The sequence below is a fragment of the Streptomyces sp. NPDC015532 genome (assembly GCF_043078065.1).
Lineage (GTDB): Bacteria > Actinomycetota > Actinomycetes > Streptomycetales > Streptomycetaceae > Streptomyces.
On the sequence record NZ_JBIBSY010000013.1, the window covers coordinates 1 to 25,547 of the forward strand.

25 protein-coding genes are annotated in these 25,547 nt (G+C 73.3%); 17 read left to right on the forward strand and 8 right to left on the reverse strand.

Going from position 1 to position 25,547, the window contains the following annotated elements:
* Window positions 1-106: 106 nt before the first annotated feature.
* Window positions 107-1,072 carry a pirin family protein gene (locus ACF07B_RS30865; protein ID WP_392181383.1) on the reverse strand — a complete coding sequence of 322 codons (966 nt, stop codon included), beginning with the start codon at window positions 1,070-1,072 and terminating at the stop codon, window positions 107-109.
* Between the two features lie 198 nt (window positions 1,073-1,270).
* On the opposite strand from ACF07B_RS30865, the gene ACF07B_RS30870 reads away from it, so the two are divergent.
* The 5 genes from ACF07B_RS30870 to ACF07B_RS30890 all read left to right on the forward strand — a co-directional run bounded on the left by ACF07B_RS30870 (window position 1,271) and on the right by ACF07B_RS30890 (window position 5,870).
* Window positions 1,271-1,801: a MarR family winged helix-turn-helix transcriptional regulator gene (locus ACF07B_RS30870; protein WP_392181384.1), complete on the forward strand. Its 531-nt coding sequence runs from the start codon at window positions 1,271-1,273 to the stop codon at window positions 1,799-1,801.
* 2 nt (window positions 1,802-1,803) lie between these two features.
* A complete protein-coding gene (locus ACF07B_RS30875) occupies window positions 1,804-2,244 on the forward strand; it encodes a MarR family winged helix-turn-helix transcriptional regulator (RefSeq protein ID WP_369479660.1) in 441 nt (146 codons plus the stop codon).
* A 108-nt stretch (window positions 2,245-2,352) separates the two neighbouring features.
* On the forward strand, window positions 2,353-2,700 hold the full coding sequence (locus ACF07B_RS30880) for a tetratricopeptide repeat protein (RefSeq protein ID WP_392181385.1): 348 nt from the start codon (window positions 2,353-2,355) through the stop codon (window positions 2,698-2,700).
* A 279-nt stretch (window positions 2,701-2,979) separates the two neighbouring features.
* Window positions 2,980-3,639, forward strand: a complete 660-nt coding sequence (locus ACF07B_RS30885; protein ID WP_369479658.1) for a peptide deformylase — start codon at window positions 2,980-2,982, stop codon at window positions 3,637-3,639.
* 644 nt (window positions 3,640-4,283) lie between these two features.
* Window positions 4,284-5,870 (forward strand): ABC-F family ATP-binding cassette domain-containing protein, encoded by a 1,587-nt coding sequence (locus ACF07B_RS30890; protein WP_392181386.1) that lies wholly within the window; start codon window positions 4,284-4,286, stop codon window positions 5,868-5,870.
* A gap of 68 nt (window positions 5,871-5,938) precedes the next feature.
* Here ACF07B_RS30890 and ACF07B_RS30895 read toward each other — a convergent pair whose 3' ends face one another.
* A complete protein-coding gene (locus ACF07B_RS30895) occupies window positions 5,939-7,372 on the reverse strand; it encodes an NAD(P)/FAD-dependent oxidoreductase (RefSeq protein ID WP_369479656.1) in 1,434 nt (477 codons plus the stop codon).
* Between the two features lie 119 nt (window positions 7,373-7,491).
* Between ACF07B_RS30895 and trxA the strand changes: the two genes are divergently transcribed.
* Entirely contained in the window at window positions 7,492-7,914 is a 423-nt protein-coding gene (trxA, locus tag ACF07B_RS30900) for a thioredoxin (RefSeq protein WP_392181387.1), read from the forward strand.
* A 254-nt stretch (window positions 7,915-8,168) separates the two neighbouring features.
* Here trxA and ACF07B_RS30905 read toward each other — a convergent pair whose 3' ends face one another.
* The 3 genes from ACF07B_RS30905 to ACF07B_RS30915 form a co-directional block, all read right to left on the reverse strand.
* Window positions 8,169-9,605 carry an aldehyde dehydrogenase family protein gene (locus ACF07B_RS30905; RefSeq protein ID WP_392181388.1) on the reverse strand — a complete coding sequence of 479 codons (1,437 nt, stop codon included), beginning with the start codon at window positions 9,603-9,605 and terminating at the stop codon, window positions 8,169-8,171.
* Between the two features lie 24 nt (window positions 9,606-9,629).
* Window positions 9,630-10,838 carry a 4-hydroxybenzoate 3-monooxygenase gene (locus tag ACF07B_RS30910; protein WP_392181389.1) on the reverse strand — a complete coding sequence of 403 codons (1,209 nt, stop codon included), beginning with the start codon at window positions 10,836-10,838 and terminating at the stop codon, window positions 9,630-9,632.
* Window positions 10,839-10,970: 132 nt separating this feature from the next.
* Window positions 10,971-12,008, reverse strand: coding sequence for a LacI family DNA-binding transcriptional regulator (locus ACF07B_RS30915; protein WP_392181390.1), 1,038 nt, complete (start codon window positions 12,006-12,008; stop codon window positions 10,971-10,973).
* Between the two features lie 170 nt (window positions 12,009-12,178).
* Between ACF07B_RS30915 and ACF07B_RS30920 the strand changes: the two genes are divergently transcribed.
* From ACF07B_RS30920 to ACF07B_RS30935, 4 genes are all read left to right on the forward strand, one after another.
* A complete protein-coding gene (locus ACF07B_RS30920) occupies window positions 12,179-13,603 on the forward strand; it encodes an amidase (protein WP_392181391.1) in 1,425 nt (474 codons plus the stop codon).
* A gap of 20 nt (window positions 13,604-13,623) precedes the next feature.
* Entirely contained in the window at window positions 13,624-13,848 is a 225-nt protein-coding gene (locus ACF07B_RS30925; protein ID WP_369479650.1) for a hypothetical protein, read from the forward strand.
* A 238-nt stretch (window positions 13,849-14,086) separates the two neighbouring features.
* Complete coding sequence (locus ACF07B_RS30930; protein WP_392181392.1) at window positions 14,087-15,577, forward strand: SPFH domain-containing protein; 1,491 nt, start codon at window positions 14,087-14,089, stop codon at window positions 15,575-15,577.
* A 283-nt stretch (window positions 15,578-15,860) separates the two neighbouring features.
* Window positions 15,861-16,316: a type II toxin-antitoxin system PemK/MazF family toxin gene (locus ACF07B_RS30935; protein ID WP_369485624.1), complete on the forward strand. Its 456-nt coding sequence runs from the start codon at window positions 15,861-15,863 to the stop codon at window positions 16,314-16,316.
* A 455-nt stretch (window positions 16,317-16,771) separates the two neighbouring features.
* Here ACF07B_RS30935 and ACF07B_RS30940 read toward each other — a convergent pair whose 3' ends face one another.
* Window positions 16,772-17,605 (reverse strand): TIGR02452 family protein, encoded by an 834-nt coding sequence (locus ACF07B_RS30940; protein ID WP_392181393.1) that lies wholly within the window; start codon window positions 17,603-17,605, stop codon window positions 16,772-16,774.
* A gap of 256 nt (window positions 17,606-17,861) precedes the next feature.
* Between ACF07B_RS30940 and egtA the strand changes: the two genes are divergently transcribed.
* The 6 genes from egtA (at window position 17,862) to ACF07B_RS30970 (ending at window position 23,517) form a co-directional block, all read left to right on the forward strand.
* The gene (gene egtA / locus ACF07B_RS30945) at window positions 17,862-19,199 is read left to right on the forward strand and encodes an ergothioneine biosynthesis glutamate--cysteine ligase EgtA (RefSeq protein WP_392181394.1); all 1,338 of its coding nucleotides are present in this window, start codon (window positions 17,862-17,864) and stop codon (window positions 19,197-19,199) included.
* The gene (gene egtB / locus ACF07B_RS30950) at window positions 19,196-20,542 is read left to right on the forward strand and encodes an ergothioneine biosynthesis protein EgtB (protein ID WP_392181395.1); all 1,347 of its coding nucleotides are present in this window, start codon (window positions 19,196-19,198) and stop codon (window positions 20,540-20,542) included. The genes egtA and egtB overlap by 4 nt, the downstream gene beginning before the upstream one ends.
* Window positions 20,542-21,333: an ergothioneine biosynthesis protein EgtC gene (gene egtC, locus ACF07B_RS30955; RefSeq protein ID WP_392181396.1), complete on the forward strand. Its 792-nt coding sequence runs from the start codon at window positions 20,542-20,544 to the stop codon at window positions 21,331-21,333. The genes egtB and egtC overlap by 1 nt, the downstream gene beginning before the upstream one ends.
* On the forward strand, window positions 21,330-22,304 hold the full coding sequence (egtD, locus tag ACF07B_RS30960) for an L-histidine N(alpha)-methyltransferase (protein WP_392181397.1): 975 nt from the start codon (window positions 21,330-21,332) through the stop codon (window positions 22,302-22,304). The genes egtC and egtD overlap by 4 nt, the downstream gene beginning before the upstream one ends.
* 236 nt (window positions 22,305-22,540) lie before the next feature.
* The gene (locus tag ACF07B_RS30965) at window positions 22,541-23,182 is read left to right on the forward strand and encodes a precorrin-8X methylmutase (RefSeq protein WP_392181398.1); all 642 of its coding nucleotides are present in this window, start codon (window positions 22,541-22,543) and stop codon (window positions 23,180-23,182) included.
* Window positions 23,182-23,517, forward strand: a complete 336-nt coding sequence (locus tag ACF07B_RS30970) for a cyclic-phosphate processing receiver domain-containing protein (RefSeq protein WP_392181399.1) — start codon at window positions 23,182-23,184, stop codon at window positions 23,515-23,517. Before ACF07B_RS30965 ends, ACF07B_RS30970 begins: the two co-directional genes overlap by 1 nt.
* A 59-nt stretch (window positions 23,518-23,576) precedes the next feature.
* Here the strand turns inward: ACF07B_RS30970 and ACF07B_RS30975 are convergent, their stop codons facing one another.
* Complete coding sequence (locus ACF07B_RS30975; protein WP_392181400.1) at window positions 23,577-24,347, reverse strand: cobalt-precorrin-6A reductase; 771 nt, start codon at window positions 24,345-24,347, stop codon at window positions 23,577-23,579.
* Window positions 24,348-24,707: 360 nt separating this feature from the next.
* Here ACF07B_RS30975 and ACF07B_RS30980 point away from each other — a divergent pair, with 360 nt between their 5' ends.
* Window positions 24,708-24,923, forward strand: a complete 216-nt coding sequence (locus ACF07B_RS30980; RefSeq protein WP_103547697.1) for a dodecin — start codon at window positions 24,708-24,710, stop codon at window positions 24,921-24,923.
* Window positions 24,924-24,965: 42 nt separating this feature from the next.
* On the opposite strand, the gene ACF07B_RS30985 is transcribed toward ACF07B_RS30980, so the two are convergent.
* Window positions 24,966-25,457: a hypothetical protein gene (locus ACF07B_RS30985; protein ID WP_369485615.1), complete on the reverse strand. Its 492-nt coding sequence runs from the start codon at window positions 25,455-25,457 to the stop codon at window positions 24,966-24,968.
* Between the last annotated feature and the right edge of the window lie 90 nt (window positions 25,458-25,547).

The window sequence follows — 25,547 nt, forward strand, 5'->3', positions numbered from 1 at the left end:
AGGGCTGATCACCCCAGCACCGACGAAGGCCCCCGCGACCACACCGGTCACGGGGGCCTTCCCACATCCCGGAACCCACCCGACACCAGCACGTCGCCATCGCGGCTCAGCGCACGCGTCCCCGGGGCTTCAACGCGACCGGGGGAAGGTGCGGGGCGGTCAGCGGCACGCCGTCGTACCCCTTCACCTCACCGAAGCGCGCACCCTTGGCCCAGTCCTCGCGGGCCTGTTCGATGTCCGCCTGGGTGCGTCCGATGAAGTTCCACCACATGATCAGCTCCTCCTCGAACGGCTCGCCGCCCAGGAGCATGAGGCCCGCGTCCGTCGCGGCGCGCAGCGGAAGTTCCGTACGGCCGCAGCCGAGGTAGAGCATGGAGCCCGGGACCACCGGCACGCCGTCGACCTCGGCCTCGCCGGACATGACGAGGACGGCGTACTCGAAGTCGGGCTCCAGCGGCAGACGGACGTCCGCGCCGCTCGCGAGGGCCAGGTCGGCGCCGACGATCGGTGTGTACGTCGTACCGGGCGAGGTCGTACCGTCGAGTGTGCCGAGCAGGAGCGTGGCCCGCAGGCCGGGGGCGGTCACGACGGGCAGCTCGGCATGGTGTTCGAAGTGCGGGTCGGTGTGCCGGTGACTGTCCGGCAGCGCGACCCAGAGCTGCGCGCCGTGCAGCAGACGGGAGTGCGCGCGGGGGCTCTCCTCGGAATGGCTGATGGCGCGGCCCGAGGTCATGAGGCCGAGTTCGCGCGGGCGGATCGTCTGGAGGCTGCCGGTGGAGTCGCGGTGCAGCACCTCGCCCTCGTGCAGCCAGCTCACGGTCTGCAGACCCATGTGCGGGTGCGGCGGGACCTGCATGCCGGGCTCGTCGGCGATGTCGTCGGGCCCGTAGTGATCGACGAAGCACCACGCGCCGACCATGCGCCGGCCCAGGTTGGGCAGCAGACGGCGGACCTCGGTCGACTCACCGAGCTTGACCCGGCGGGGGCTGAGGAGTTCGCGCACCGGCTCGGCCACCACGAACCCGCGGCCGCCACAGGCGGCGGGAACCGCCTCCCGATCAAGATTGCTCATGGCCCACAACCTAGACCCGTCGGGGGCCGCTCGTCAGGCCATCGATACGCCCATCGAGGGGCACTTGGCTCAGAACCGGCGCGGCGGCCCGGGACCCCGGCCCCCGGTTCCGTACGCCGCCATCGGGCCGTCCGAGGTCGAAGCCGAGGTCCGCGCAAATAGTAGCCATGGACATAGTAGCCATGTACTGTTTCTCTCATGAGTACAGCGAAGTCGGTTTCCGAGAACGCGACGCCCGGTTTCCTCGTCTGGCGCCTGTCGATGAAGTGGCGGGTCGCCGTGGACCGGGCGGTGGGCCCGCTGGGCCTGACGCACGCGCAGTACTCGCTGATGGCATCGCTGTACAGCCTCAACCGGGACGGACGGCGGCCCAGTCAGCGCGAGCTCGCCGACCACACCGGACTCGAACCGCTCTACGTCTCGAAGCTGGCCCGCGCCCTGGAGACGGCCGGGCACCTCGACCGCACCCGGGATCCGGCGGACCCCCGGGCGGTGCGGCTGACCCTCACCGACGACGGACGCGAGATCACCCTCCACGCCATCACCGTGGTCCAGGGCCTCCTGGAGCGGCTGCTCGAACCCCTGGGCGGCCTCCGCGGCGAACGCACACGGGCGTTCAGCGGCGAGCTGGCCGTCCTGCTCGACGTACCGCTCGATCCGCACACCGGCGCCGGGCCGCGTACCGGCGTGGCTCCGCCACCCTCCGAAGACTTTTCACCCGAGGAGTAGTCATGACCACCTCTGTTCCCCCTGTCAACGGCCAGGTCATCGGCCTCGCCCACTACGCGAGCCGGGCCGCCCTGGAGCGGGTGCTGGCCCGCAGCGGCACCACCTTCGAGCAGTCGGTGGCCCTGCGGGCCGCGTCCGACAACGGCGGGACCGTCGAGCGGGCGCGGGTCGTGGGCCGGCTCACCGGCGGCCTGAAGATCGAGGAATCGGCGGCCCTGCGGACCGTCGAGGAGCTGACGGCGCTGGGGCTCCTGGAGCAGCCGGCGCCCGGGCAGGTGTCCCTGACCGACGGCGGCCGGGAGTTGTTCGCGTCGATCCGCAGCGCGGGCGACGCCATCGCGGCCCGGGTGTACGCCGGGATCCCGGCCGAGGACCTGGCTACCGCCGGGCGCGTACTGGCCCTCGTGACGGAGCGGGCCAACGCGGAACACGCCGACGCCTGACGGCCCGGAACACCGCCGGGAACCCCGGGGCCGCACCCCCGGACCCGCCCAAGCTCGTGGAATATTCAACCAACCGGCACGGTTGTGGCCCGGCGAAGGAGGTCAGTGGTGGACACGACGTACTACGACCACGGGACGGCCGCGGAGCGCTGGGAGCGGGCGCGGATGTTCTTCGAGGCCAAGGACTACGCCGCGGCGGCACGCGTGCTGGGCGGACTGGTCGAGGAGGTGCCGGAGCAGACCGGACCCCGGCTGCTGCTGGCGCGTTCCTACTATCACTCGGCCCAACTGCGCCGCGCCGAAACCGAGTTGCGCACCCTCGTGGAGCTCGATCCGGTCGAGCACTACGCGCGGCTGATGCTGGGACGCACACTCCAGCGTCTCGGCCGCCCCGACGAGGCGGCGCCGCACCTGCGGATCGCGTCCGCGCTCGGAGGCGACTTCGGGTACGCCTGATCCGGTCCGATCTGGCCCGGTCCGATCAGGCCCGGTCCGAGCCGGTCCGGCGATCGCGGGTTCCGGGTTCGCCGCGGGAGGCCGGTCACCTCGGTGACCGGACTCCCGCGTGCCATGCGGCCGGGCCGGACCGGCACGCCCCGCCAGGGGGCTTTCGGGCGGACGGACGAGCGCTCGGGCACGCGACCGGCCGGCACGTGACCCGAGCCACATGAGGAAAGTCGCGGAACTCCCCCGTGCCGCCTCGATCGCCTCGGTCCGGCTTGGCATCCTGGCGCGATGGCATCCGAACCAGACCGCAGCGCCCCGCGCATCACCCTGAGCGACATGGTCGAGGAACTCCTCGGCCACGAGGGTCCGTTGCCGATCGTCGCGGCCGGTGACCCCGTGCTGCGCCGCGGTACGGAGCCGTTCGACGGGCAGTTGGACCCGGCACTGCTGGCCCGGTTCGTGGCCGCCCTGCGCGCCACGATGCACGCGGCACCGGGGGTCGGTCTCGCCGCGCCGCAGGTCGGCGTGCCCCTGCGGATCGCCGTCATCGAGGACCCGGCGCCGGTCTCGGACGAGGTGCGCCTGGTCCGCGGGCGGGAGCCGCAGCCGTTCCGGGTGCTGGTCAATCCCTCGTACGAGGGGATCGGTCCGGGCCGGGTGGCGTTCTTCGAGGGCTGCCTGAGCGTTCCGGGCTGGCAGGCCGTGGTGGCCCGGCACACCGAGGTGCGGCTGACGGCGCTCGACGAACACGGGCGAGCGGTCGACGAGGTGTTCGGCGGCTGGCCCGCACGCATCGTCCAGCACGAGACGGACCACTTGGACGGCATGCTCTACCTCGACCGCGCGGAGCTGCGCTCGCTGTCCTCGAACCAGGCGGCAGCGGAGCTCTGGTCCCAGCCGACGCCGGAACGGGCGGCCGACGTCCTGGGCTTCACCCTGCCGGACTGATACCGGGCCTCCCCCGGCCTCCGGGCATAGCGGCCGACCTTCGGGGCCCGCCCCCGGCCCCGGCCCCGGGGCATACCGGCCGACCCCCGGAGCCCGGCACCAGCCCCCGGGCATACCGGCCGACCCTCGGAGTCCGTCCCCGGCCTCCGGGCATAGAGGCCAGCCTTCGGGGCCCGGCCCCGGCCCCGGGCATACCGGCCGACCCTCGGAGTCCGTCCCCGCCCCCGGGCACAGCAGCCGACCCTCGGGACCCACCCCCGGCCTCCGGGCATACCGGCCGACCCTCGGAGCCCGCCCCCAGCCCCGGCCCATAGCGGCCGCCCCTCGGCGGCCGGGTCCAGCGCTCGCCTCCGCGTCCGGCTTCGGGCGTCGCCATCAGAGCTCCGCCTCACCCTGCCGAGCTGACGACCGGGAACCCAAGGCAGACGCTCGCCGCACATCACCGGGTCGTTGCGCGCCCGCCGGTGCCGCGCCGGTTGCTCGTGGCGATGCCGCGCCGGGCCTCCCGGCGGAAAATCACCGGCGCCGGGGCACCGGTTCGGCTAGCCTGCGGGCATGTCCACGCCCCGCGTCTCTTAGCTCCAGGACCCGCTTCCACGCCACCCGTGTGTCCTTGAGCCGATTGACTTCTGGAGCGTTCTCCCATGATCACCGTTCGCGGTGTCGATGTGCGCGTCGGCGCGCGTCTGCTGCTTTCCGACATCTCCTTCACCGTCTCCCCCGGCGACCGCATCGGCCTGGTCGGCCGTAACGGTTCCGGCAAGACCACCCTCCTGAGCACCCTCGCGGGGCTGCGCCGTCCCGCCGCCGGTTCCGTCTCCCGTACCGGGGCGGTCGGTCACCTCGCCCAGGACCCGGCCGCGGCGGACCCCGCGGTCACGGTCGGTGCGCGGATCCTGTCGGCCCGGGGTCTCGACCGTGCCGTACGGGCCCTCCGGGCGGCCGAGACCGCGATGGCCGACGGATCCGACCGTGCGATGAACGCCTACGCGCGCGCCGAGGCCGAGTTCCAGGCACGCGGCGGGTACGCGGCCGAGGCCGAGGCGGCCCGGGTCGCCGCGGGACTCGGTCTGCCGGCCCGGGTGATGGACCAGCCCATCGGCACCCTGTCCGGCGGGCAGCGACGCCGGGCCGAGCTCGCCCGCATCCTGTTCGCGGACGACGGCACCCTGCTCCTGGACGAGCCGACGAACCATCTGGACGCCGACTCGATCGCCTGGCTGCGCGGGTTCCTGGCGAGCCGTCAGGCCGGGCTCGTTCTCATCAGCCACGACACCTCCCTGCTGGCCGACGTGGTCAACCGCGTCTTCCACCTGGACCCGCACCGCGCCACGCTCGACGTCCACAACACCGGTTGGGCGGCCTACCTCACCCAGCGCGACGCCGACGAGCGGCGCCGGGCCCGGGAGCGCGCCAACGCCGAACGCAAGGCGGCGGCGCTGCACGCGCAGGCCGACAAGATGCGCGCGCGTGTGTCGACGGCGGTGGCCGCCAGGAACATGGACCGCCGCGCCGGCCGCCTGCTCGCCGGACTCGAACCGGTCCGGCGGGCGGGGAAGGTCGCCAGGATCCGGCTGCCCGAACCGGCCCCGTGCGGACGCGTGCCGCTCGGCGCGGTCGCGCTGACCAAGTCGTACGGCGATCTGCGCGTCCTCGACGGCGTCGACCTCGCCGTCGACCGGGGCAGCCGGCTGGTGATCCTCGGCCCGAACGGCTCGGGCAAGACCACACTGCTGCGGCTGCTCGCCGGGCACGAGAGCCCGGACAGCGGGCGGGTCGTGCGTGGACACGGGCTGCGCCTCGGCTACTTCGCGCAGGAGCACGACACGCTGGACCCCGCCGGAACGGTGCGAGACCATCTCGTCGCCGCCGCGCCGCACCTGGGCGACGGGGAGGTACGAGGGGTGCTCGGTTCGTTCCTGTTCACGGGCGACGACATCGGCAAACGGGTCGGCGTCCTCTCCGGCGGAGAGAGGACCAGGCTCGCTCTGGCGGGGCTCGTCCACTCCGGCGCGAACGTGCTCCTCCTGGACGAACCCACCAACAACCTGGACCCCGCCTCGCGCGCCGAGGTCCTGGCGGCGGTGGCCACCTGCCGGGGCGCGCTCGTCATGGTCACCCACGACGAGGGAGCCGTCGACGCCCTGCGCCCGGACCGGGTGCTGCTGCTCCCGGAGGCGAACGAGGACCTGTGGAGCGAGGAGTACCGGGAACTGGTGTCACCGGCCTGACCGGGGGACGTACGGCGGCACGCGGGCGGCACGCCACACGGCGCGGCCGCCCGCGTGCCGGGCCCCGCTCACGCGTCCCGGTACGCCTCCAGGAGCCTCAGCCAGACCTCGCTGACCGTCGGGTAGGACGGGACGGCGTGCCACAGGCGGTCGACCGGGACCTGGCCGACGACGGCGATGGTCGCGGAGTGGATCAGCTCGCCGACGCCGGGGCCGACCAGGGTGAGACCGAGGACGATCTCGCGGTCGAGGTCGACGACCATGCGGGCCTTGCCGCGGTAGCCGTCCGCGTACAGTCCGGCGCCGGCGACCGAGGCCATGTCGACGTCCACGGCCCGGACCCGGTGACCGGCCTGCTCCGCCTCGGCCAGGGAGAGGCCCACGGCCGCGGCCTCCGGGTCGGTGAAGACGCATTGCGGGACCGAGGCGTGGTCGGCGGTGGCGGAGTGCGCTCCCCAGGGGTCCGTCTCCAGCAGGGGCACTCCCGCGGCACGCGCGGCGATGGCGGCACCGGCGATCCGGGCCTGGTACTTGCCCTGATGGGTGAGCAGCGCGCGGTGGTTGACGTCGCCGACCGCGTACAGCCAGGCGCTGCCGACGGCCCGGAGGCTGTCGTCGACCTCGATCCACTGGCCCGGCTCCAGGCCGACGGTGTCGAGGCCGATGTCGTCGGTGCGGGGCGCGCGGCCGGTCGCGAAGAGGATCTCGTCGGCCTCGATGCGGTCACCGGTGTCCGTCAGGGCGACCACCGTCGAGCCCTCGCGCGAGACGGCGGTCACCGAGGTGCCGGTGCGCACGTCCGCGCCCGCCTCGGTCAGTGCCTCGGCGACCAGTTCCCCGGCGAAGGGCTCCATGCGGGGCAGCAGGCCCTTGCCGCGGACCAGAAGGGTGACCTGGGAGCCGAGCCCCTGCCAGGCCGTGGCCATCTCGGCGGCGACGACACCGCCGCCCACCACGATCAGCCGTCCGGGCACGGCGTGCGCGCTGGTGGCCTCGCGGCTCGTCCACGGCTTGACCTGGGCGAGACCCGGCAGGTCGGGGAGCTGGGCGCGGGTGCCGGTGCAGACCGCGACCGCGTGCCGGGCGGTCAGCACCCGGCGTTCGCCGTCGGGCCCGTCGACCGTCACGGTGCGCGGTCCGGCGAGCCGGCCGTGTCCGCGGTGGAGGTCGGCTCCGATGCCGTCCAGCCAGGCGAGCTGGCCGTCGTCCTTCCAGTCGGAGGTGAACCAGTCGCGGTGGGCGAGCACCGCGGGGGCGTCGAGGGGGCCTTGTACGGCGGCGGCGAGGCCGGGTACGCGGCGGGCGTCCGCGCGGGCGATCACCGGGCGCAGGAGGGCCTTGCTGGGCATGCACGCCCAGTACGAGCACTCTCCGCCGACCAGTTCGCTCTCCACGACCGCGGTGGAGAGGCCGGCGGCGCGTGCGCGGTCGGCGACGTTCTCCCCCACGGGTCCGGCACCGAGCACCACGACGTCGTAGGCGATGGATTCCGTTTCCGTCATGGGGCCAGTCTGGTTGCTGGTGTGCGCCGTGGCCACACGGGTACGGGCCCGGAATAGGCCCCCGGTGGGTTGCGTTGTCGTGACCGGCATGACCCGGACGTGAGGAAGAGGGAAGTGGAATGAGCAGCACCGTTGAGCTCACCAAGGAGAACTTCGACCAGACGGTCACGGACAACGAGTTCGTCCTGATCGACTTCTGGGCCGAGTGGTGCGGGCCGTGCCGTCAGTTCGCCCCGGTCTACGAGAAGGCGGCCGAGGCCAACCCCGACCTGGTCTTCGCCAAGGTCGACACGGAGGCGCAGCCGGAGCTCGCGGCCGCGTTCGACATCCAGTCCATCCCGACCCTGATGATCGTGCGCGACCAGGTCGCGATCTTCGCCCAGCCCGGGGCGCTGCCCGCCGTGGCCCTGGACGACGTCATCGGGCAGGCCCGGAAGCTGGACATGGACGAGGTGCGCAGGTCGGTCGCGGCCCAGCAGGCCGAGACCGCCCGGCAGGCCGGCCAGTCCGAGAACACCGGGCAGGGCGGGGACACCGAGTAGGCAGACACCCGGCGGGCCGGGGGCCTGGGTGCCACGGCCGGGGAGCGGGTGCCCTGGGCCGGAACCGGGTGCGAGTGCCCGGCCGCGGTCCGGTGCGACGCCCGGCCTCGGCCCAGTGCGACGCCCGGGCGCGGCCCGGTGCGGTGCGCCCAGCCTCGGGCCGGCACGGTGCGCCCAGCTGCGGCCTGGTGGGGTGCGCCCGGCCTCGGGCCCGTGCGGTGCGCCCAGGCATGGTCCCCACGGCCCCCATGGCCCTAGAAGGGGTATCCCGCCACGTCGCCGCGCACCGTCGTCCACCGCAGGTCGGTGAAGGCGTCCAGGTTGGCCTCGCCGCCGAAGCGGGCGCCGGTGCCGGAGGCGGCGGTACCGCCGAAGGGAGCGACGGCCTCGTCGTTGACGGTCTGATCGTTGATGTGGGCGATGCCGGTCGGAATGCGCTCGGCCAGGTCCAGGCCGCGTGCGGTGTCCCGGGTGACGATGCCCAGGGAGAGGCCGTACGGTCCGGCTGAGGCCAGGGCCGCCGCCTCGTCGAGGGTGGTGAAGGAGCGGACCGGCGCGACCGGGCCGAAGACCTCCTCCGCGTACGCCGGGGTCGTGTCGTCGACTCCGGCGAGCACGGTGGGCCGGTAGAAGAGCCGGTCGTGCGTGCCGCCGGCCGCCAGCTTCGCGCCGCCGGCCGTGCTGGACTCCACCAGCCCGTGGATCTTGGCGAGTTGGGCGTCGTCGATGATGGGTCCGAGGTGGACCTGTTCGCGGTGCGGGTCGCCGACGGCCAGTGAGTCGGCCTTCGCGGCGAGCCGTTCGACGTACTCCTCGTAGAGCGAGGCGTGGACCAGATGACGGCCGGTCGTCATGCAGATCTGGCCCTGGTGGAAGAACGAGCCCCAGGCCGCCGTGGAGATGACCGCTTCGATGTCGGCGTCCGCCAGGACGACCAGGGCGGAGTTCCCGCCCAACTCCAGGTGCGCGCGCTTGAGCTGACGTCCCGCCGCCTCACCGACCGCGCGTCCCGCGGCGGTCGAGCCGGTGAAGGAGATGACCGGGACCAGCGGGTCGGCGACCAGGGCGCGGCCGGTCTCGGGGCCGCCGGGAAGGACCTGGAGCAGCCCGTCCGGCAGTCCCGCCTCGGCGAAGACGGCTCCGAGCGCGAGGCCGCCGCACACGGCCGTGCGCGGGTCCGGCTTCAGGAGGACGCCGTTGCCGAGCGCGAGCGCCGGAGCGACCGAGCGGATCGAGAGGATCAGCGGTGCGTTGAAGGGCGCGATCACGCCCACGACGCCGACCGGCACACGGCGCGTGTACGACAGCCGCGGCGCTTCGGAGGGCAGGACCTGGCCGGTCGGACGGGAGGCGAGAGCGGCCGCCTCGTAGCACTCCTGGGCGGCGACGTGCAGCTCGAAGTCCGCCTTGCCCGGGATGGAGCCGGACTCCCGCACGATCCAGTCGCGCAGCTCGTCGGCGTGCGCCGCGAAGAGATCGCCCGCACGGCGCAGGACGGCGGCGCGGACGAAGTGCGGGGTCTTGGCCCACTCGGTCTGGGCGGCACGGGCGGTCCGCGCGGCCGTCGCGACGTCCTCGGCGCCGGCGAGCGTGACGGCGCCGAGGCTCTCGCCGGTGGCGGGTTCGGTGACGGTGTGCTCATCGCCCGAGAGCGGGCGGGACTGCCAGGTCGTGGGGTCGAGCAGCGGCATGTCGGCTCTCCGATCGTTCACTGATCACCAGCGGGACTCGGCGGACTCCTGCGGCGGGGAGCCGAGCGGAAGTCCCGTGTAGTTCGCGGCCAGTTCGGCGGCGGCGGAACGGGATGCCGTGATCCGGCGCAGTCGCGCGAGCTGCATCCGGGCGTCGAAGGCATCCCCATCTGGTTGAGCGTGCAACATCTTAGTCATGTCGTACGAGAAACGCGTGGCCTGCCACACCCGTTCGAGGGCGATCCGCGAGTACCGGTCCAGGAGTTCCGTCGATCCCGTGCGGTGCAGCGCGGCGAACGCGCGCGCCAGGACCCGTACGTCCGCCACGGCGAGGTTGAGCCCCTTGGCGCCGGTCGGCGGCACGATGTGGGCGGCGTCCCCGGCCAGCAGCAGCCGTCCGTGGCGCATCGGTTCGTGGACCCGACTGCGCATGGGGGTGACCGACTTGGCGGTGACGGGACCGCGTTCGAGCCGCCAGCCCCCGTCGACCGCGAAGCGCGCGGCCAGTTCGTCCCAGACGCGCTCGTCGGGCCAGTCGGCGACGTCGGTCCCGTTCGGGACCTGGAGGTACAGCCGGGACACCGACGGAGAGCGCATGCTGTGCAGGGCGAACCCGGTGGCACCCCGGGCGTAGACCAACTCCTCGCAGGAGGGCGGCACATCGGCGAGGATGCCGAGCCAGGAGTACGGATAGTCGTGGGTGTACGTGCGACCCGTACCGGCCGGGAACGCGGCGCGCGCGACGCCGTGGGCGCCGTCGCAGCCCACCACCCAGTCGCAGCGCAGCGTCCGCTCGCGCCCCTCCCGCACGAACCGCACGACGGGCGAGGCACTCTCCGGCCCTTCCACGGCGAACGCCTCCGCCTCGAACAACAGGGTCGGTCCGTCCGCGAGTTGGAGAGCGACAAGGTCCTTCACGATCTCCGTCTGGGCGTAGATCGTGACGGTCCGGCCGCCCGTGAGCCCGGGGAAGTCGATGTGATGGCGCTCGCCCTCGAAGCGCAGCTCGATCCCGTGGTGGACCAGACCCTCGGCGTCCAGCCGCTCGCCCGCTCCGCACGCGCGCAGGACGTCGACCGTGCCCTGCTCCAGCATGCCGGCCCGCTGGCGCCGCTCGACGTAGGCCCGCGTCCTGCTCTCCAGGACGACACAGTCGATCCCCGTCCGGTGCAGGAGCCGGGCCAGCAGAAGTCCCGCCGGACCCGCGCCGATGACGCCGACCGTGGTCCGCATGACGCGCCTCCGGTGTCCGATGCCGCCGGGGCCGGGCTCCGGCGCGGGGACCGGCCCCGTCGCGCACGGGCCCGGGCGAACAGGTCCGGTGTCACGGGGCGGCGCACCTGCCTGCTGCGCCACCAGCCTCTCTCAGCTCGACGCGCGGTGCACCACTCGTGCGCCCAGCACCTCGTGCGTCTCCGGCTCGGCGCCCGGTTCGCGGACCGCGCGGTCGACGAGTTCGGCGAGGTCGCGGCCGGAGGGCAGGTCGAGGTGGACGGTGCTGAGCCGGGGCCGGAGCAGCCGGCCGAGCATGAGGTCGTCGGCGCCGACGACGGCGGTCTCGTCCGGCACGGCGACGCCCTCGTCCTGAAGGGCGCGCATGAGGAGCATCGCGTACTCGTCGTTGTACCCGAAGACCGCGTCGAGGCCGAGTGAGCGCCAGCGCGCCGCGAGCCGGGCGGCGGCCTCCTCCTCGTAGGCCAGCGGCAGCTCGGTGACCGTCGCGTCCGTGCCGCTCAGGGCCCGCCGGACCCCGTCGAGGCGGGGCCTGGAGAAGATCTCCAGGCCGCTCTCCTCCGGCATCACGACGCCGATGCGGCGGCGGCCACCGGCCAGCAGGTGGGCGCCCGCGCAGTGGCCGACCCGGTCGTGGTTCATGAGGAGGGCGTGGGCTCCCTCGACCCGTTCGGGGCCCAGGGTGACCACGGCGCGGGCGCCGGCCCGCTTGAGGACCGCCACACCCTGCCGGCCGAGGCCGCTGCCGGGCACCAGGACGGCGACCGGGCGCAGCTCGGCCCAGGCGCGGGCGGCCTCGTCGCCGTGCAGTCCGATGCTGCCGTACTGCACGACGGTGTAGTCGAGCCGTCCGAGCGCGGACTGGAGTTCGGCGAAGAACTGGTGGTAGAGCGGGCCCACGGGGGCGGTCGGGGCGGGCATCAGCACCATGCGGCTGTGTCCGGCGCGCAGACTGCGGGCGGCCGCGTGCGGAACGTACCCGAGTTCCTCCGCGGCCTCGCGGACCCGGCGCCGGGTGGGTTCGCTGATCCGGACGGCGTTGGTGTTGTTCAGGACGTACGAGACGGTAGCGCGCGAGACACCCGCGAGGCGTGCCACGTCGGCACTGGTCGGTACGGGGCGTCGTGCGGGCGCCGACTGGGCGGCGGACTGCTTCGGTATCTGCACCATGACGCGACGCATCCTTGCAGAGGGCCCCGGCACCGCCTCGGGCCGGGGCACCCGATCGACCCTCCCGGTTTACGGAACTCCCGCTTCCGTAAAGGAGGTTGGCCGCCCTGTATCGCCACGCCGACCCAGAGGTTACCGTTCGGTAGAGGATCGCTTCGGAGGTGACCGGGATGGCTCCCGACCGTGCCCCAGGACTGACGGAGAGCGCGCGTGCGCTGGCCGCGGGCGAGGTGAGTTCGCGTGAGCTGGTCGAGCGGGCGCTCGCCCGGATCGACGCGGCCCGGTCCACGGTGAACGCCTTCCGGCGCGTGCGCGCCGAGGCCGCCCTCGCGGAGGCCGACGCGGCGGACGCCGAGCTGGCCGCGGGCGGGCGGAGGCCGCTGCTCGGCGTGCCGGTCGCGGTCAAGGACGACATGGACGTGGCGGGCGAGCCGACCGCGTTCGGCTGCCCGGGGGAGTTCCCGCCGGTGTCCGAGGACGGCGAGGCGGTCCGCCGGCTGCGCCTGGCCGGGGCCGTCGTGGTCGGCAAGACCAACACCTGCGAGCTGGGCCAGTGGCCCTTCACCGAGGGCCCCGCCTTCGGCGCGACCCGCAATCCCTGGCACCACGGACACACCCCGGGCGGCTCGTCCGGGGGCTCCGCGGCCGCCGTGGCCGCGGGCCTGGTGCCCGCGGCGCTGGGCTCGGACGGGGCGGGCTCGGTGCGCATCCCGGCCGCCTGGACCCATCTGGTCGGCATCAAGCCGCAGCGCGGCCGGATCTCGACCTGGCCGCGCCCGGAGTCCTTCCACGGCATCACGGTCAACGGCACACTCGCCCGCACGGTCGCGGACGCGGCCCTGCTGCTGGACGCGGCGAGCGGCAGCCACGCGGGCGATCTGCACCGGCCCGCCTCGCTGCGCGTCCACGACGCCGTGGGCCGCGACCCGGGCCGGCTGCGTATCGCGCTGTCGCTGAAACCGCCCTTCACCGCGCTGCCCGCGCGACTCGACCCCGCCGTACGGGCGAAGGTCCTCGCGCTCGCGGAGCGGCTCGCCGCGCTCGGACACATCGTGGAGGAGGCCGATCCGCGCTACGGGCGCATCGGGCTCACGTTCGTCCCGCGCGCCACGGCGGGCATCGCCGAGCACGTCCACGCCACCCCGTTCCCCGAGCTGCTCGACCGGCGCACCCACGGCGCGGCCCGCCTGGGCCGGCTGCTGGGCGGCGCGCCGCTGCGGGCGGCCCGCCGGGCGGAGGTCTCGCTGCACCGGCGCGTCGGCGCGCTGTTCGACACCTACGACGTGCTGCTCGCGCCGACGACCGCCGCTCCCCCGCCGCCCGTCGGCGCGATGCTCGGCCTGAGCGGTCTGCGCACCGACCGCGCCATGATCGCGGCCTGTCCGTACGCCTGGCCGTGGAACATCCTCGGCTGGCCGGGCGTCAACGTCCCCGCGGGCTTCGTCGGCGAAGGCCTCCCGGTCGGCGCGCAGTTGCTCGGCCCGGCGGACAGCGAGCCGCTGCTCGTGTCGCTGGCCGCGCAGTTGGAGGCGGACCTGCGCTGGCACGAGTTGTGGCCTCCGCACCAAGCCGTCACGGACTCCCCGGCCGCGTAGGCGAGTTCCGGCCTTACCCTGTGACCATGGGTGATGCCTCGATGGTCGGTTTGATGGGACGGGTCACCGGCGCGGTCGGACCCGGACTCGTCGGCGAGGTGATCGTCAAGGTGCGCGGCGGCGCCGAGCACTTCCTCGCATATCCGGCCGCACCGCAGGACCGTATCGAGCGGGGCACGGTGGTGATGGTGGTGGAGTACCTGCCGCCGCGCACGGTGTACGTCTCGGCCGCGTACGACGGCTGAGAGGGCTTCCCGGCCGCTCCGGGTGCCGCGCGCGAACTCCGTCGAACGGCGCCCGGCCGACCGGCGAACTCGCTTTTTCCGTGCGCCGGTTGAGTGACAGTTGAGCTGCTCTCGTCCCAGGTGAGAGCCGTATGCGTCAAGAACGCAACAAGGATTCGCGCACCTCTGTATTCCGGTGTCGGCGAGGAGCACACTCCCGTTCGTTCGGTGCCGAAAGGGCACCATCCAAAGGGGGCGTATGCCGATGGTTGTCGGCGTCGTTGCGGGGGCTGTCGCTCTCGCACTGATCTTCATCGTTGTGGTCTTCAAGCTCATGTGGCGTGTCGCGGAGCCCAACGAAGCGCTGATCATCTCCGGTTCGAAGCATCGGACCGAAGGTCTCGAAGAAGGCATGGGATTCCGTATCGTGACGGGGCGCGGCACGCTGGTACTGCCCGGCGTGCAGGCGGTGCGGAAGATCTCGCTCGACCTCAACGAGACCGAACTGCACGTGGACTGCGTGACCACCCAGGGCATTCCGCTCAAGGTGCGGGGCGTGGTCATCTTCAAGGTGGGCGACGACTTCGTGTCGATCGCCAACGCGGGGCGTCGCTTCCTCGACCAGCAGAAGATGATGGCGGAGCGGGTGCACAACGTGTTCGCCGGCCATCTGCGGTCCATCGTCGGCGGGTTGACGGTCGAGGACATGATCCGCGACCGGGAGAAGCTGACCGGTCAGACCCGGGCCGCCTGCGGCACGGAGATGGAGAAGCTCGGTCTGATCGTCGACTCGCTCCAGATCCACGAGATCGAGGACCCGACCGGGTACATCAAGAACCTCGCGATGCCGCACGCCGCCGCCGTCCAGCGGGATGCCCGTATCGCGCAGGCCGAGGCGAACCGGCTGGCCACCGAGGCCGAGCAGAAGGCCGCGGCACGGATGTCGGAGGCGACCCGGGACAGCGAGATCCAGCAGGCCGGTTACCAGGCCGAGCGGGACAAGGCGGCGGCGACGGCCCAGATGGCCGGCCCGCTCGCCGCGGCGGCCGCTCAGCAGGATGTCGTCGTCCAGGAGACCCGGGTCGCCGAACTCGAGGCCCATCGCCGCGAGCAGCAGCTCCAGGCGGACGTCCGCAAGCCGGCGGACGCCAAGGCCTACGAGATCCGGGCACGGGCCGAGGCCGACCGCGACGCGCGGATCTCGGCGGCGCAGGCCAAGGCCCGGGAGACCGAGCTCGCCGCCGCGGCGGAGGCGACCCGCGTCAAGACGGCCGCCAACGCCGAGGCCGAGGCGACCAAGGCACGGGGTGCGGCCGCCGCGACGGCGACCCGCGCCACCGGTGAGGCCGAGGCCGCCGCCGCGCAGGCCAAGGGCCTCGCCGCCGCCGAGGCGACCCGGGCCCAGGGTCTCGCGGAGGCGGAGGCCATCCAGGCCCGCGCCGCCGCGCTGGCCGAGAACCAGGAGGCCGTGGTCGCCCAGCAACTCGCCGAGAACTGGCCGGAGATCGTCCAGGCGGGCGCGAGCGCGTTCGGCAACGTGGATCACATGGTGCTGCTCAACGGCGCCGACGGCATGTCGGACCTGTTCGCCAAGGCGCTCACCATGGGCGGCACCGGCCTGGGCCTGGCACGCCAGTTGCTCTCCACGATGAACCCGGAGGGGAGCCAGGCCAAGAACCCGACGGCGCAGCTCAACGGGGTCGCGGCTCCGGTCGGCGAGAGGGTGCCCGTGGAGAAGGACGAGGGGTGAGGTCGGCGCGCTGAGGCGCGCGGGCACCACGGGTTCCGGTCAGCAGGGTCCGGGCGTACGGGAGTTGGGCCACCGCCCCCGTACGCCCGGACCCGTTCCACCGGCCCGCCGTACGCCGTACGCCGTACGGCAGGAGACGCGTGGGGAGTTGGCCCACGCCCTCAGGCACACGCCCAAGTACACACCCAGGTAAGCGCCCAGGTACACGCCCAGGTACACGCCGAGCCGTCCGTCTCCGGACCCGCCCGGCGCGACCTGGCACGCACGTTCTACGGTGGCCCGCGTGACTGCCTTTACCGATGACACCGAAGCAGACGTCCCCGGCCGCTACGGCCCCTCCGCGACCGCCGAGGCCGAGCCCCGCGAGGTCGGCCCCGTGAAGACCGAGTACTCCCCCGCCCACGACGGCGACCCCGATCCCGGTGAGATCGTGTGGACGTGGGTGCCCTTCGAGGAGAACGACGGCCGGGGCAAGGACCGCCCGGTGCTGGTCGTGGCCCGGGAGGCCGCGGGCACGCTGCTCGCCGTCCAGCTCTCCAGCAAGGCGCACGTCGGCGACCGCGAGTGGGTGGCGATCGGCAGCGGTCCCTGGGACCGGACCGGGCGGGACTCCTGGGTGAACGTGGACCGCGTGCTGCGACTGCACGAGGACGGGATGCGGCGGGAGGCGTGCGCGCTGGACCGGATGCGTTTCAATTCCGTGGTCCACCGGCTGCGTGAGCGATACGGCTGGCGCTGAGCCCACCCCTTGCCGGCGACCCGGGACACCGGGCGCCGGGGCTCCCACTCCGCCGGGTGCGGGTTCCGCCCTCCGCCGAGTGCCGGGGCGGTGCCTCCGCCGGATGCTGGGGCTCCCACTCCGGGTGCTGGGGCTCCCACTCCGGGTGCCGGGGCGGTGCCTGCTCCGGATGCTGGGGTTCCGTCTCCGCGGGGCGCGGAGGCACGGGCCGCGAACTCCGGGGGACGCCGAGCGAGCGGGCCCGGCCGACCCAGCGCGCCCGGACGAGCGAGCGGCACGGGCCGCCGGGCGGTCCGAGCCGGTGGGTTCGGGGCGTCTGGGCGGCGCCGGGCGGCCGCGAGGCTCGGGCCCTCGGGCCGGGTGCCGGGCAAGGGGCAGCCACACAGCCGTCGCGGCCACCGGCTCAGGCCCCCAGCCTGAGGGCTGGGGCCCGGGGTGGGGGTGAAGGCGGGTCCTCATGCTCCCTGGAGCTCGGATGCGAACACCCGGTCGAATGCCTGGCGGGTGGTTCGGCCCGGCGTGCGGTCCAGGATGCCGAACACCACCTGATCGAAGTACCCCTCCAGGCGGCCTTGGGCCAGCACTCCGCGGAAGGCCCGCGCCACCTGCTCGGGGTCGTTCTGGAAGACCCCGCAGCCCCAGGCTCCGAGGACCAGGCGGCGGTAGCCGTGCGCGGCGGCCGTCTCCAGGACGCGTTCGGCACGGACCGCCAGCGCGCCCGGCAGGTCGGCCGCCCGGTTCGGGACGGTCCGCAGGACGACTCCGGCGTTCGGGGCCGCCGCGGTCAGGAAACCGGCCGGGAACGGCTCGTCGAGGAGCCGGCCACGGTCGTCCCGGAACACCGGTACACCGGGTGAGTGAATGACACGGTCCGTGTAGAACGCGTCACGGTGGGCGCGGTGATGGTCGTAGAAACCCCGGGCCCGCAGCAGACAGGTGTACAGCGCGGAGGACCGGCACAGGGCCTCTTCCTGGGCCTGCGCGCCGTTCAGATAGCCGCCGCCCGGATTGCGCGCCGAGGAGAAGTTCAGCACGGCGACCGGGTCCCCGCCCCCGGAGACCAGCCTGCGGGCCGCCTCCAGGCTGCTCTCGCCGGTGACCTCGAACGAGGTCGCGACCGGCGTCACCGACGGTATCTCCACCGGTTCCGGTCCGTGCAGCCGTGTCCCGGCACGCGCCGCCCCGACCGCGGCGGCGACGGACACCGCGTCCCCGGAGGGACTTCGGTAGCCGCCCGCCGCCACGATCTCCTCGGTCTCCCGGGCGATCGCACGCAGGCGCGCGCTCATGGCGCGACCCCCGTACGCGCCACGGGCGCGGCCTGCGTGAAATCCCCCGTCGTGCCCATGAACGCATCGTGAGCGATGCTGGTCGTGCGGCGCAACAGAGTTTCGCGGCCCCGCACAACAGTGCTCCCAGTCCCCAAAGAAATGATTTGCACCCTTGTGCGAACCGCCGAGAAGGTCTTGGGTGGAACGGTCATTGTCGGTCCGGCCCACCAGACCCGGGGCCGGCGGCATGGTGGAATCTCAGGAGGATCCCGACATGTCCGATTCGGTGAGTGACTGTACGGAGCGACGACGCTCCACTGTCACCGAGGCCGAGGTGGAGGCACTGGTCCGTGGCATCTGCTTCAAGACCGGTCCGCCCCGCCTCCTCGGTGTCGAGGTGGAATGGCTCGTCCACGAGCTGCGCGGGCCACGGCTCCGCGTGGCACCCGAACGACTCGAAGCGGCCTATGCCGCACTGCGAGACCTGCCCCTGCGTTCGCTGCTCACGGTCGAACCCGGTGGACAGCTGGAGCTCAGCTCCGCCCCCGCCGCCTCCCTGATGGAGTGCGTGGAATCCGTCTCGGCCGACCTCGACGCCGTCCGCGCCACCCTGCGCGAGGTGGGCCTCGGCCTCAGCGGTTTCGGCCAGGACCCCTGGAACACCCCGAGCCGCTATCTCCATGAGCCCAGGTACGACGCCATGGAGCGGTATCTCGACCGCGCGGGGCCCGAGGGCCGGGCCATGATGTGCACCTCGGCCTCGGTCCAGGTGTGCGTGGACGCCGGATACGAGGAGCCGGGCCCGCTCGGGCACGGGCGCCGCTGGTGGCTGGCCCATCAGCTCGGCGCGGTCCTGGTCGCCGCGTTCGCCCACTCGCCGATGGCCCGCGGGCGGCACACGGGCTGGCGGTCCACCCGCCAGTCGCTGTGGGCGTCGATGGACCCCGGACGCACCGACGCACCGCCCCTGGACGGCGATCCCCGCGCGGCCTGGGCACGGCGCGTGCTGGACGCGCCGGTGATGTGCGTACGGGCGCCCGAGGGGCCCTGGGAGGTCCCGGAGGCGCTCAGTTTCCGGGACTGGACGCGGTCCGACGCGCCACCGGACCGGGCCGATCTCGCGTACCACATGACCACGTTGTTCCCGCCGGTGCGGCCGCGCGGTCATCTGGAGCTCCGCATGATCGACGCGCAGCCGGGTGAGGACGGCTGGATCGTGCCGCTCGCGGTGACGGCGGCGCTGTTCGACGACCCGGACGCCGCCGAGATCGCCTACCGGACCGTCAAGCCCCTCGCGGAGCGGGCCGGCCCGGCGCCGGCACCGCGCAACCCGCTGTGGCAGGACGCGGCGCGGTTCGGCCTCGCCGATCCGGAACTGCGCGAGGCCGCCGCGGTCTGTTTCGCGGCGGCGTACGAAGCACTGCCCCGGCTCGGCGCCACCACCGACGTGCTCGACGCGGTGGCCGAGTTCACCGAACGCTATGTGGCCCGGGGCCGCTGCCCCGCCGACGACCTGGTCGGCGCGGCCGCGTCCCACCACGACGGCCGTTCCGGGCGCCGCCCGGCCGGCCGCCCACAGGGTCTGTCCGACGGGAAGGACATGAACGCATGACCGGCACGACCGCTTCCGACACGACCGCCTCCGGTCCGCGCACGGATCCGGAGTCGCTCCGGAAACGCGCACTGGACGCGCTCACCACCGCCCGTGACCGCACCGCCCTGCTCACCTCCTGCGTGGAGGACCCCGATCTGACCGCGCAGCACTCGCCGTTGATGTCCCCGCTCGTCTGGGACCTCGCGCACATCGGCAACCAGGAGGAACTGTGGCTGCTGCGGGCGGTCGCCGGGCGTGAGGCGATGCGACCCGAGATAGACGGGCTCTACGACGCGTTCGAGCACGCGCGCGCCGACCGGCCCTCGCTGCCGCTGCTGCCGCCCGCCGAGGCCCGTACGTACGCGGCCGAGGTGCGCGGCCGGGCGCTGGACGTCCTGGAGAGTGCCTCGTTCGAGGGCACACGGCTGACCGAGTCGGGTTTCGCGTTCGGCATGATCGCGCAGCACGAACAGCAGCACGACGAGACCATGCTGATCACCCATCAGCTCCGCCGGGGGTCCGTCGCCCTCACGGCATCCGACCCCGCGCCCGTCGCGCCGTTCACCGGGCCCGCCGAAGTTCTGGTGCCCGGGGGCCCGTTCGTGATGGGAACGTCCACCGAACCGTGGGCGCTGGACAACGAGCGCCCCGCGCACCGGCGCACGGTCCCGTCGTTCCACATCGACACCACTCCGGTCACCAACGCCGCCTACCAGGCCTTCATCGAGGACGGCGGCTACGGCGAGGAGCGCTGGTGGACTCCCGCGGGCTGGGAGCACATCCGCGCGCACGGCATCGAGGCGCCGCTGTTCTGGCGGCGCGAGGGAGGACAGTGGCTGCGGCGCCGTTTCGGGGTGACGGAGGTCGTGCCGCCCCAGGAGCCGGTGCTGCACGTGTGCTGGTACGAGGCCGACGCGTACGCGCGCTGGGCGGGGCGGCGGCTTCCCACCGAGGCCGAGTGGGAGAAGGCGGCCCGCCACGACCCGGTGTCCGGCCGCTCCACGCGCTACCCGTGGGGCGACGAGGACCCCTCGCCGGCCCACGCCAATCTGGGCCAGCGTCATCTGCGCCCGGCCCCGGCCGGCAGTTATCCGTCGGGCGCCTCGCCGCTCGGCGTACGGCAGTTGATCGGCGATGTGTGGGAGTGGACGTCGAGCGATCTGGAGCCCTACCCCGGGTTCGTCGCGTTCCCCTACCGGGAGTACTCGGAGGTGTTCTTCGGCCCCGAGTACAAGGTGCTGCGCGGCGGTTCGTTCGCGGTGGACAAGGTGGCGTGCCGGGGCACGTTCCGCAACTGGGACTATCCGATCCGGCGGCAGATCTTCTGCGGTTTCCGTACGGCCCGCGACGAGGACGCCTGATGTGCCGTCATCTGGCGTTCCTGGGAAGCGAGGAGAGGCTCGGCGCGCTCCTCGTGACCCCGGAGCACAGCCTGTACCGGCAGTCGTGGGCACCCCGGCGCCAGCGGTACGGGACCGTCAACGCCGACGGTTTCGGGGTGGGTTGGTACGCCGAGGGGGACCCGGTGCCGGCCCGTTACCGGCGCGCCGGTCCGATCTGGGGCGACCAGTCGTTCGCCGACCTGGCCCGGGTGATCGGGGCGCGGGCGCTGCTCGCCGCGGTGCGGGACGGGACCGTGGCGGGCGCGGACGGGGAGGCCGCGGCGGCGCCGTTCACCGCGGGCCCCTGGCTGTTCAGCCACAACGGCGCCGTCCGCGGCTGGCCCGACACGCTCGCCCCGCTCGTGGCGGGCCTGCCTCCGGCCGAGTTGCTGTCGCTGGAGGCCCGGTGCGACGCGGCGTTCGTGTGGGCCCTGGTCCTGCGCCGGCTGCGTGCCGGCGACGAGGAGGGCCAGGCGCTGGCCGACACCGTCCTGGAGGTCGCCGAGGCGGCCCCCGGGTCCCGGCTCAACCTGCTGCTCACCAACGGCGAGACGATCACCGCGACCGCCTGGGGCGACACCCTCTGGTACCTGACCGAGCCCGGGGGCCGCACCGTCGTGGCCTCCGAGCCGTACGACGACGACCCGCTGTGGCGGGAGGTCCCCGACCGCACCCTTCTCACCGCGAACCGCACCGAGGTACTGCTCACCCCGCTCAAGGACATGAGCGACGACATGGCATCCGCACAGCACAAGGAGCCCCGTACGTGAGTCCGTTCCTGTTGACCCGCACCCTTCCCGAGGACGCCACGGACGCGGCACTGCGCGCCGATGTCCTGCTCGGCCTCGGACACCTGCCCAAGACTCTGCCGCCGAAGTGGTTCTACGACGCCCACGGCAGCGTGTTGTTCGACCAGATCACCGAACTCCCCGAGTACTACCCGACGCGCGCGGAACGCGAGATCCTGCTGGCGCGGGCCGCCGAGATCGCCGCGGCGAGCGGTGCGCGCACGCTCGTCGAGCTGGGTTCGGGATCCTCGGAGAAGACCCGCCATCTGCTCGACGCGATGCCGGACCTGCACACGTACGTGCCCGTGGACGTCAGCGAGAGCGCGCTCACCCAGGCCGGTCACGCGCTGATCGCCGAGCGGCCCGGTCTCGACGTCCACGCGATGATCGCCGACTTCACCGGCGGTCTCGCGCTCCCGGACACCCCCGGGCCGCGGCTCGTGGCCTTTCTCGGCGGCACGATCGGCAATCTGCTGCCCGCCGAGCGGGCGACGTTCCTGGCGTCCGTACGGTCACTGCTGTCGCCCGGCGACACCCTGCTGCTCGGCACCGACCTGGTCAAGGACGCGTCGGTGCTCGTCACCGCCTACGACGACGCGGCCGGGGTCACGGCGGCGTTCAACAAGAACGTGCTGAGCGTCGTCAACCGCGAACTCGGTGCCGATTTCGACCTCGACACGTTCGATCACGTGGCGCTCTGGGACCCCGAGAACGAGTGGATCGAGATGCGGCTGCGGTCGCGCGTCACGCAGACCGTGAAGGTCCCGGCACTGGATCTGGCGGTCGACCTGGTGGAAGGCGAGGAGATCCGCACCGAGATCTCGGCGAAGTTCCGCGAGGACGGCGTCCGCGGTGAACTGGCCGCGGCGGGCTTCGGTCTGTCCCACTGGTGGACGGACGCGGAGGGCCGGTTCGCGCTGTCGCTGAGCGAGGCGGTGGAGAACTCGCCGTAAGGCCGCGCCTTCCGCACAGCGTGGCCTGAAGGCGAGTCGTGGCCGGAAGGCGAGTCGTGGCCGGGGCCGGCGGTCCCGGCCACGGCTCGATCCCACCGCGAACCGGCCGCCCGTTCCGACGTGACCAGCCTCGACGGAATCGCTGTTCGCGTGTGATCGGTATGCTCGCGCCCATGCCCGCGCCCTCCGGCCGGCCGGTCTCGGGTCCGGGCACGCACCCGGAACGATGTCGACGGATGAGCGAGAAGACAGTGTTCGAGTACGAGAAGGACGGCGCGGCCATCTACCGCGAGTCCTTTGCCACCATCCGCGCGGAAGCCGATCTCGCCGCCCTGCCCGCCGATGTCAGCCAGGTCGCGGTCCGGATGATCCACGCCTGCGGCATGGTCGACCTCGTCCGCGACCTCGCCTACACGCCCCACGTCGTGGCCCGCGCCCGCGAAGCCCTGCGCTCGGGCGCGCCGGTCCTCTGTGACGTCTCCATGGTCGCCAGCGGGATCACGCGCAAGCGGCTGCCCGCCGACAACGACGTGATCTGCACGCTCTCCGACCCGTCGGTGCCGGACCTGGCGTCGAAGCTGGGCACCACGCGCAGCGCGGCCGCCCTGGAGCTGTGGCGCGACCGCCTGGACGGCGCGGTGGTGGCCGTCGGCAACGCTCCCACCGCGCTGTTCCGCCTCCTGGAGATGATCGAGGAGGGCGCGCCGCGCCCGGCCGCGGTCATCGGCGTGCCCGTCGGCTTCGTCGGAGCCGCCGAGTCGAAGCAGGCTCTGAACGAACACCCCTCCGGCCTCGACCACTTGGTCGTACGGGGCCGCCGCGGCGGAAGTGCCATCGCCGCCGCCGCGATCAACGCGATCGCGAGCGAGGTGGAGTGATGGAAGACCCCGCCGTGCCGATGCCCGTCGTCCTCGGCATCGACGACCTCCGGCCGCTTCCCAGGGCCACGCGGATCGCCCGGACCAGCCACGAAGGCATCCAGCTCCTGGAAGAGCATCGCGACACCTTCATCGACGAGCTCTGGCTCGACCATGATCTTGGTGGCGACGACACCATCATGCCGGTGGTGACCCTCATGGAAGAAGCCGCCTTCAACGGCCGGCCCTTCCGGATCGGAGCGGTCTTCGTTCACAGCGCCAACCCCATCGGTGCCGAAACCGTCGTCCGGTCACTCACTCGCTGGAGCTACCGTGTCCAGCGGGCAACGGCCTGAGGATCCGACCGCCTCCGTCCCGCCGGCGGAAGCCGGCCGCAGCACGGCCAGGTCATGAGTCAGCCGTCGGCGCGGGACGCGCCCTGGTGGAGCCGGGCCGTGATCCAGGCGGCGGCCGCCTCCGGGGCGGGCACCATCGGGACCCCGGGCGGCACCGGCGGCCTGCGCACCACGACCACCGGTACGCCCGCCTCGCGGGCCGCCGTCAGTTTCGGGGCGGTGGCCCGGCCTCCGCTGTCCTTCGTCACCACGACGTCGATCGCGTGACGCAGGAGGAGTTCCCGTTCTCCCTGGAGCGTGAACGGGCCCCTGTCGAGCAGCACCTCCATGCGGGCCGGCGCCGGAGCCTGCGGCGCGTCCACGGAACGTACGAGGAACCACAGGTCGTCCAGAGCCGCGAAGGCCGCGAGCCCCAGCCGGCCGGTGGTGAGGAACACCCTGCGGCCCAGTGAGGGCAGGAGTCCGGCCGCCTCCTCCAAGGACCCGGTCTCGTGCCAGACGTCGCCCGCGACCGGCTCCCAGCCGGGGCGCCGCAGGGCGAGCAGGGGAACGCCCGTGGTGGCCGCGGCCACCGCCGCGTTGGAGCTGATCGTTCCGGCGAACGGATGCGTCGCGTCCACGACCGCGTCCACCGCGTGCTCGCACAGCCACCGCGCCAGCCCTTCCGCACCGCCGAAGCCGCCGACGCGCACCTCGCCGGGCGGCAGCCGGGGCGTGCCCACCCGTCCGGCCAGCGAACTCGTCACTCTGAGGCCGTCAGGCGTCCCGGCCGTCAGGCTCTCGGCGAGGCGCCGGGCCTCGGTCGTACCACCCAGGATCAGTACGTGCACGACGTCCGGTTCCCTTCCGCGGGTGAGGCGTGGACTGCGCGGCCGGGGGCGGTCGCAGGGCCCAAGCCAAGCACACCGCGGCCCGAGGCCGGGTACGCCCCGGGGGGTCGCGCGGACGCGGGAGAAGCCGACGTGAGCGGTCACGGTGGCCGGGCCCGGCCGGCCCGCGGAGCCGACCCCGGACACCGCCCACGCTCCAGGGTCCCCGCCGACTCCGGACACCGCCCACGCCGTACGTTCCCGCCGCTCCCGGACGCCCCCGCATCACCCGGGACACCCCGCCGTCTCGCGGAGCGCCACCCGGTGGGGCACCGTGGAATCACGCCTGGCACTCACGCCACGGCGGAGAGGAGCAGCCGCATGTCCGAGCACACCTACCGGGTCACCGAGATCGTCGGGACCTCCCACGAAGGCGTCGACCAGGCCATTCGCAATGGGGTCACCCGGGCCTCGCAGACCCTGCGCAACCTCGACTGGTTCGAGGTCACGCAGGTCAGGGGCCAGATCGAGAACGGGCGGATCGAGCACTACCAGGTCGGTCTGAAGCTCGGTTTCCGGCTGGAAGACGCCGACTGACCCGACCCGCGCCCCCGGGTCCACCGGATCCGCCGAGAACCCTCAGGTCCGCCCCTCCCGCTCCTGCGCGTCCTTCAGTGCCGCCGACGCGGCGGCCCACCGTGCCCGTACGACCGTGAATCCGGCCCGCTCCGCCTCCTCGCACACGAACTCGTCGTCGTCGACGAGGACGCGGATCTCCCGGTCGCGGGCCAGCCGGCGAAGGATCTCCAGCTTGGTGCGGCGGGCGGGCCTGCGGTCGTCGTTGCGCCGCATCCAGATGCGCCCCTCCGGCAGGCCGTGCTCCGCCAGCCATTCCACGGTCGCCCGCCGGCACCGCTCCGGACGGCCGGTCAGATAGACCACCTCGCACTCCCGCGCGCTGCTCAGCGCGAGCGCGACGCCTTCCGCGAGCGGCGGGTCCTCGGACGCCGCCGCGAAGAACCCTTCCCAGTCCCGCGGGGACCGCTCCAGGAACCGCTGACGGTGCGCGGTGTCCGCGAGGGTGCCGTCGAGGTCGAACACGGCGAGTGGTCTGCTGTTCTGATCCTTCACGCGGGCCAGCCTAGACAGGGGCTCCGACAACGGGCCGGCCACAACCCCCCGCCCCGGGACCGCGAAGCGGCGTGAACACGCTCAACTTCC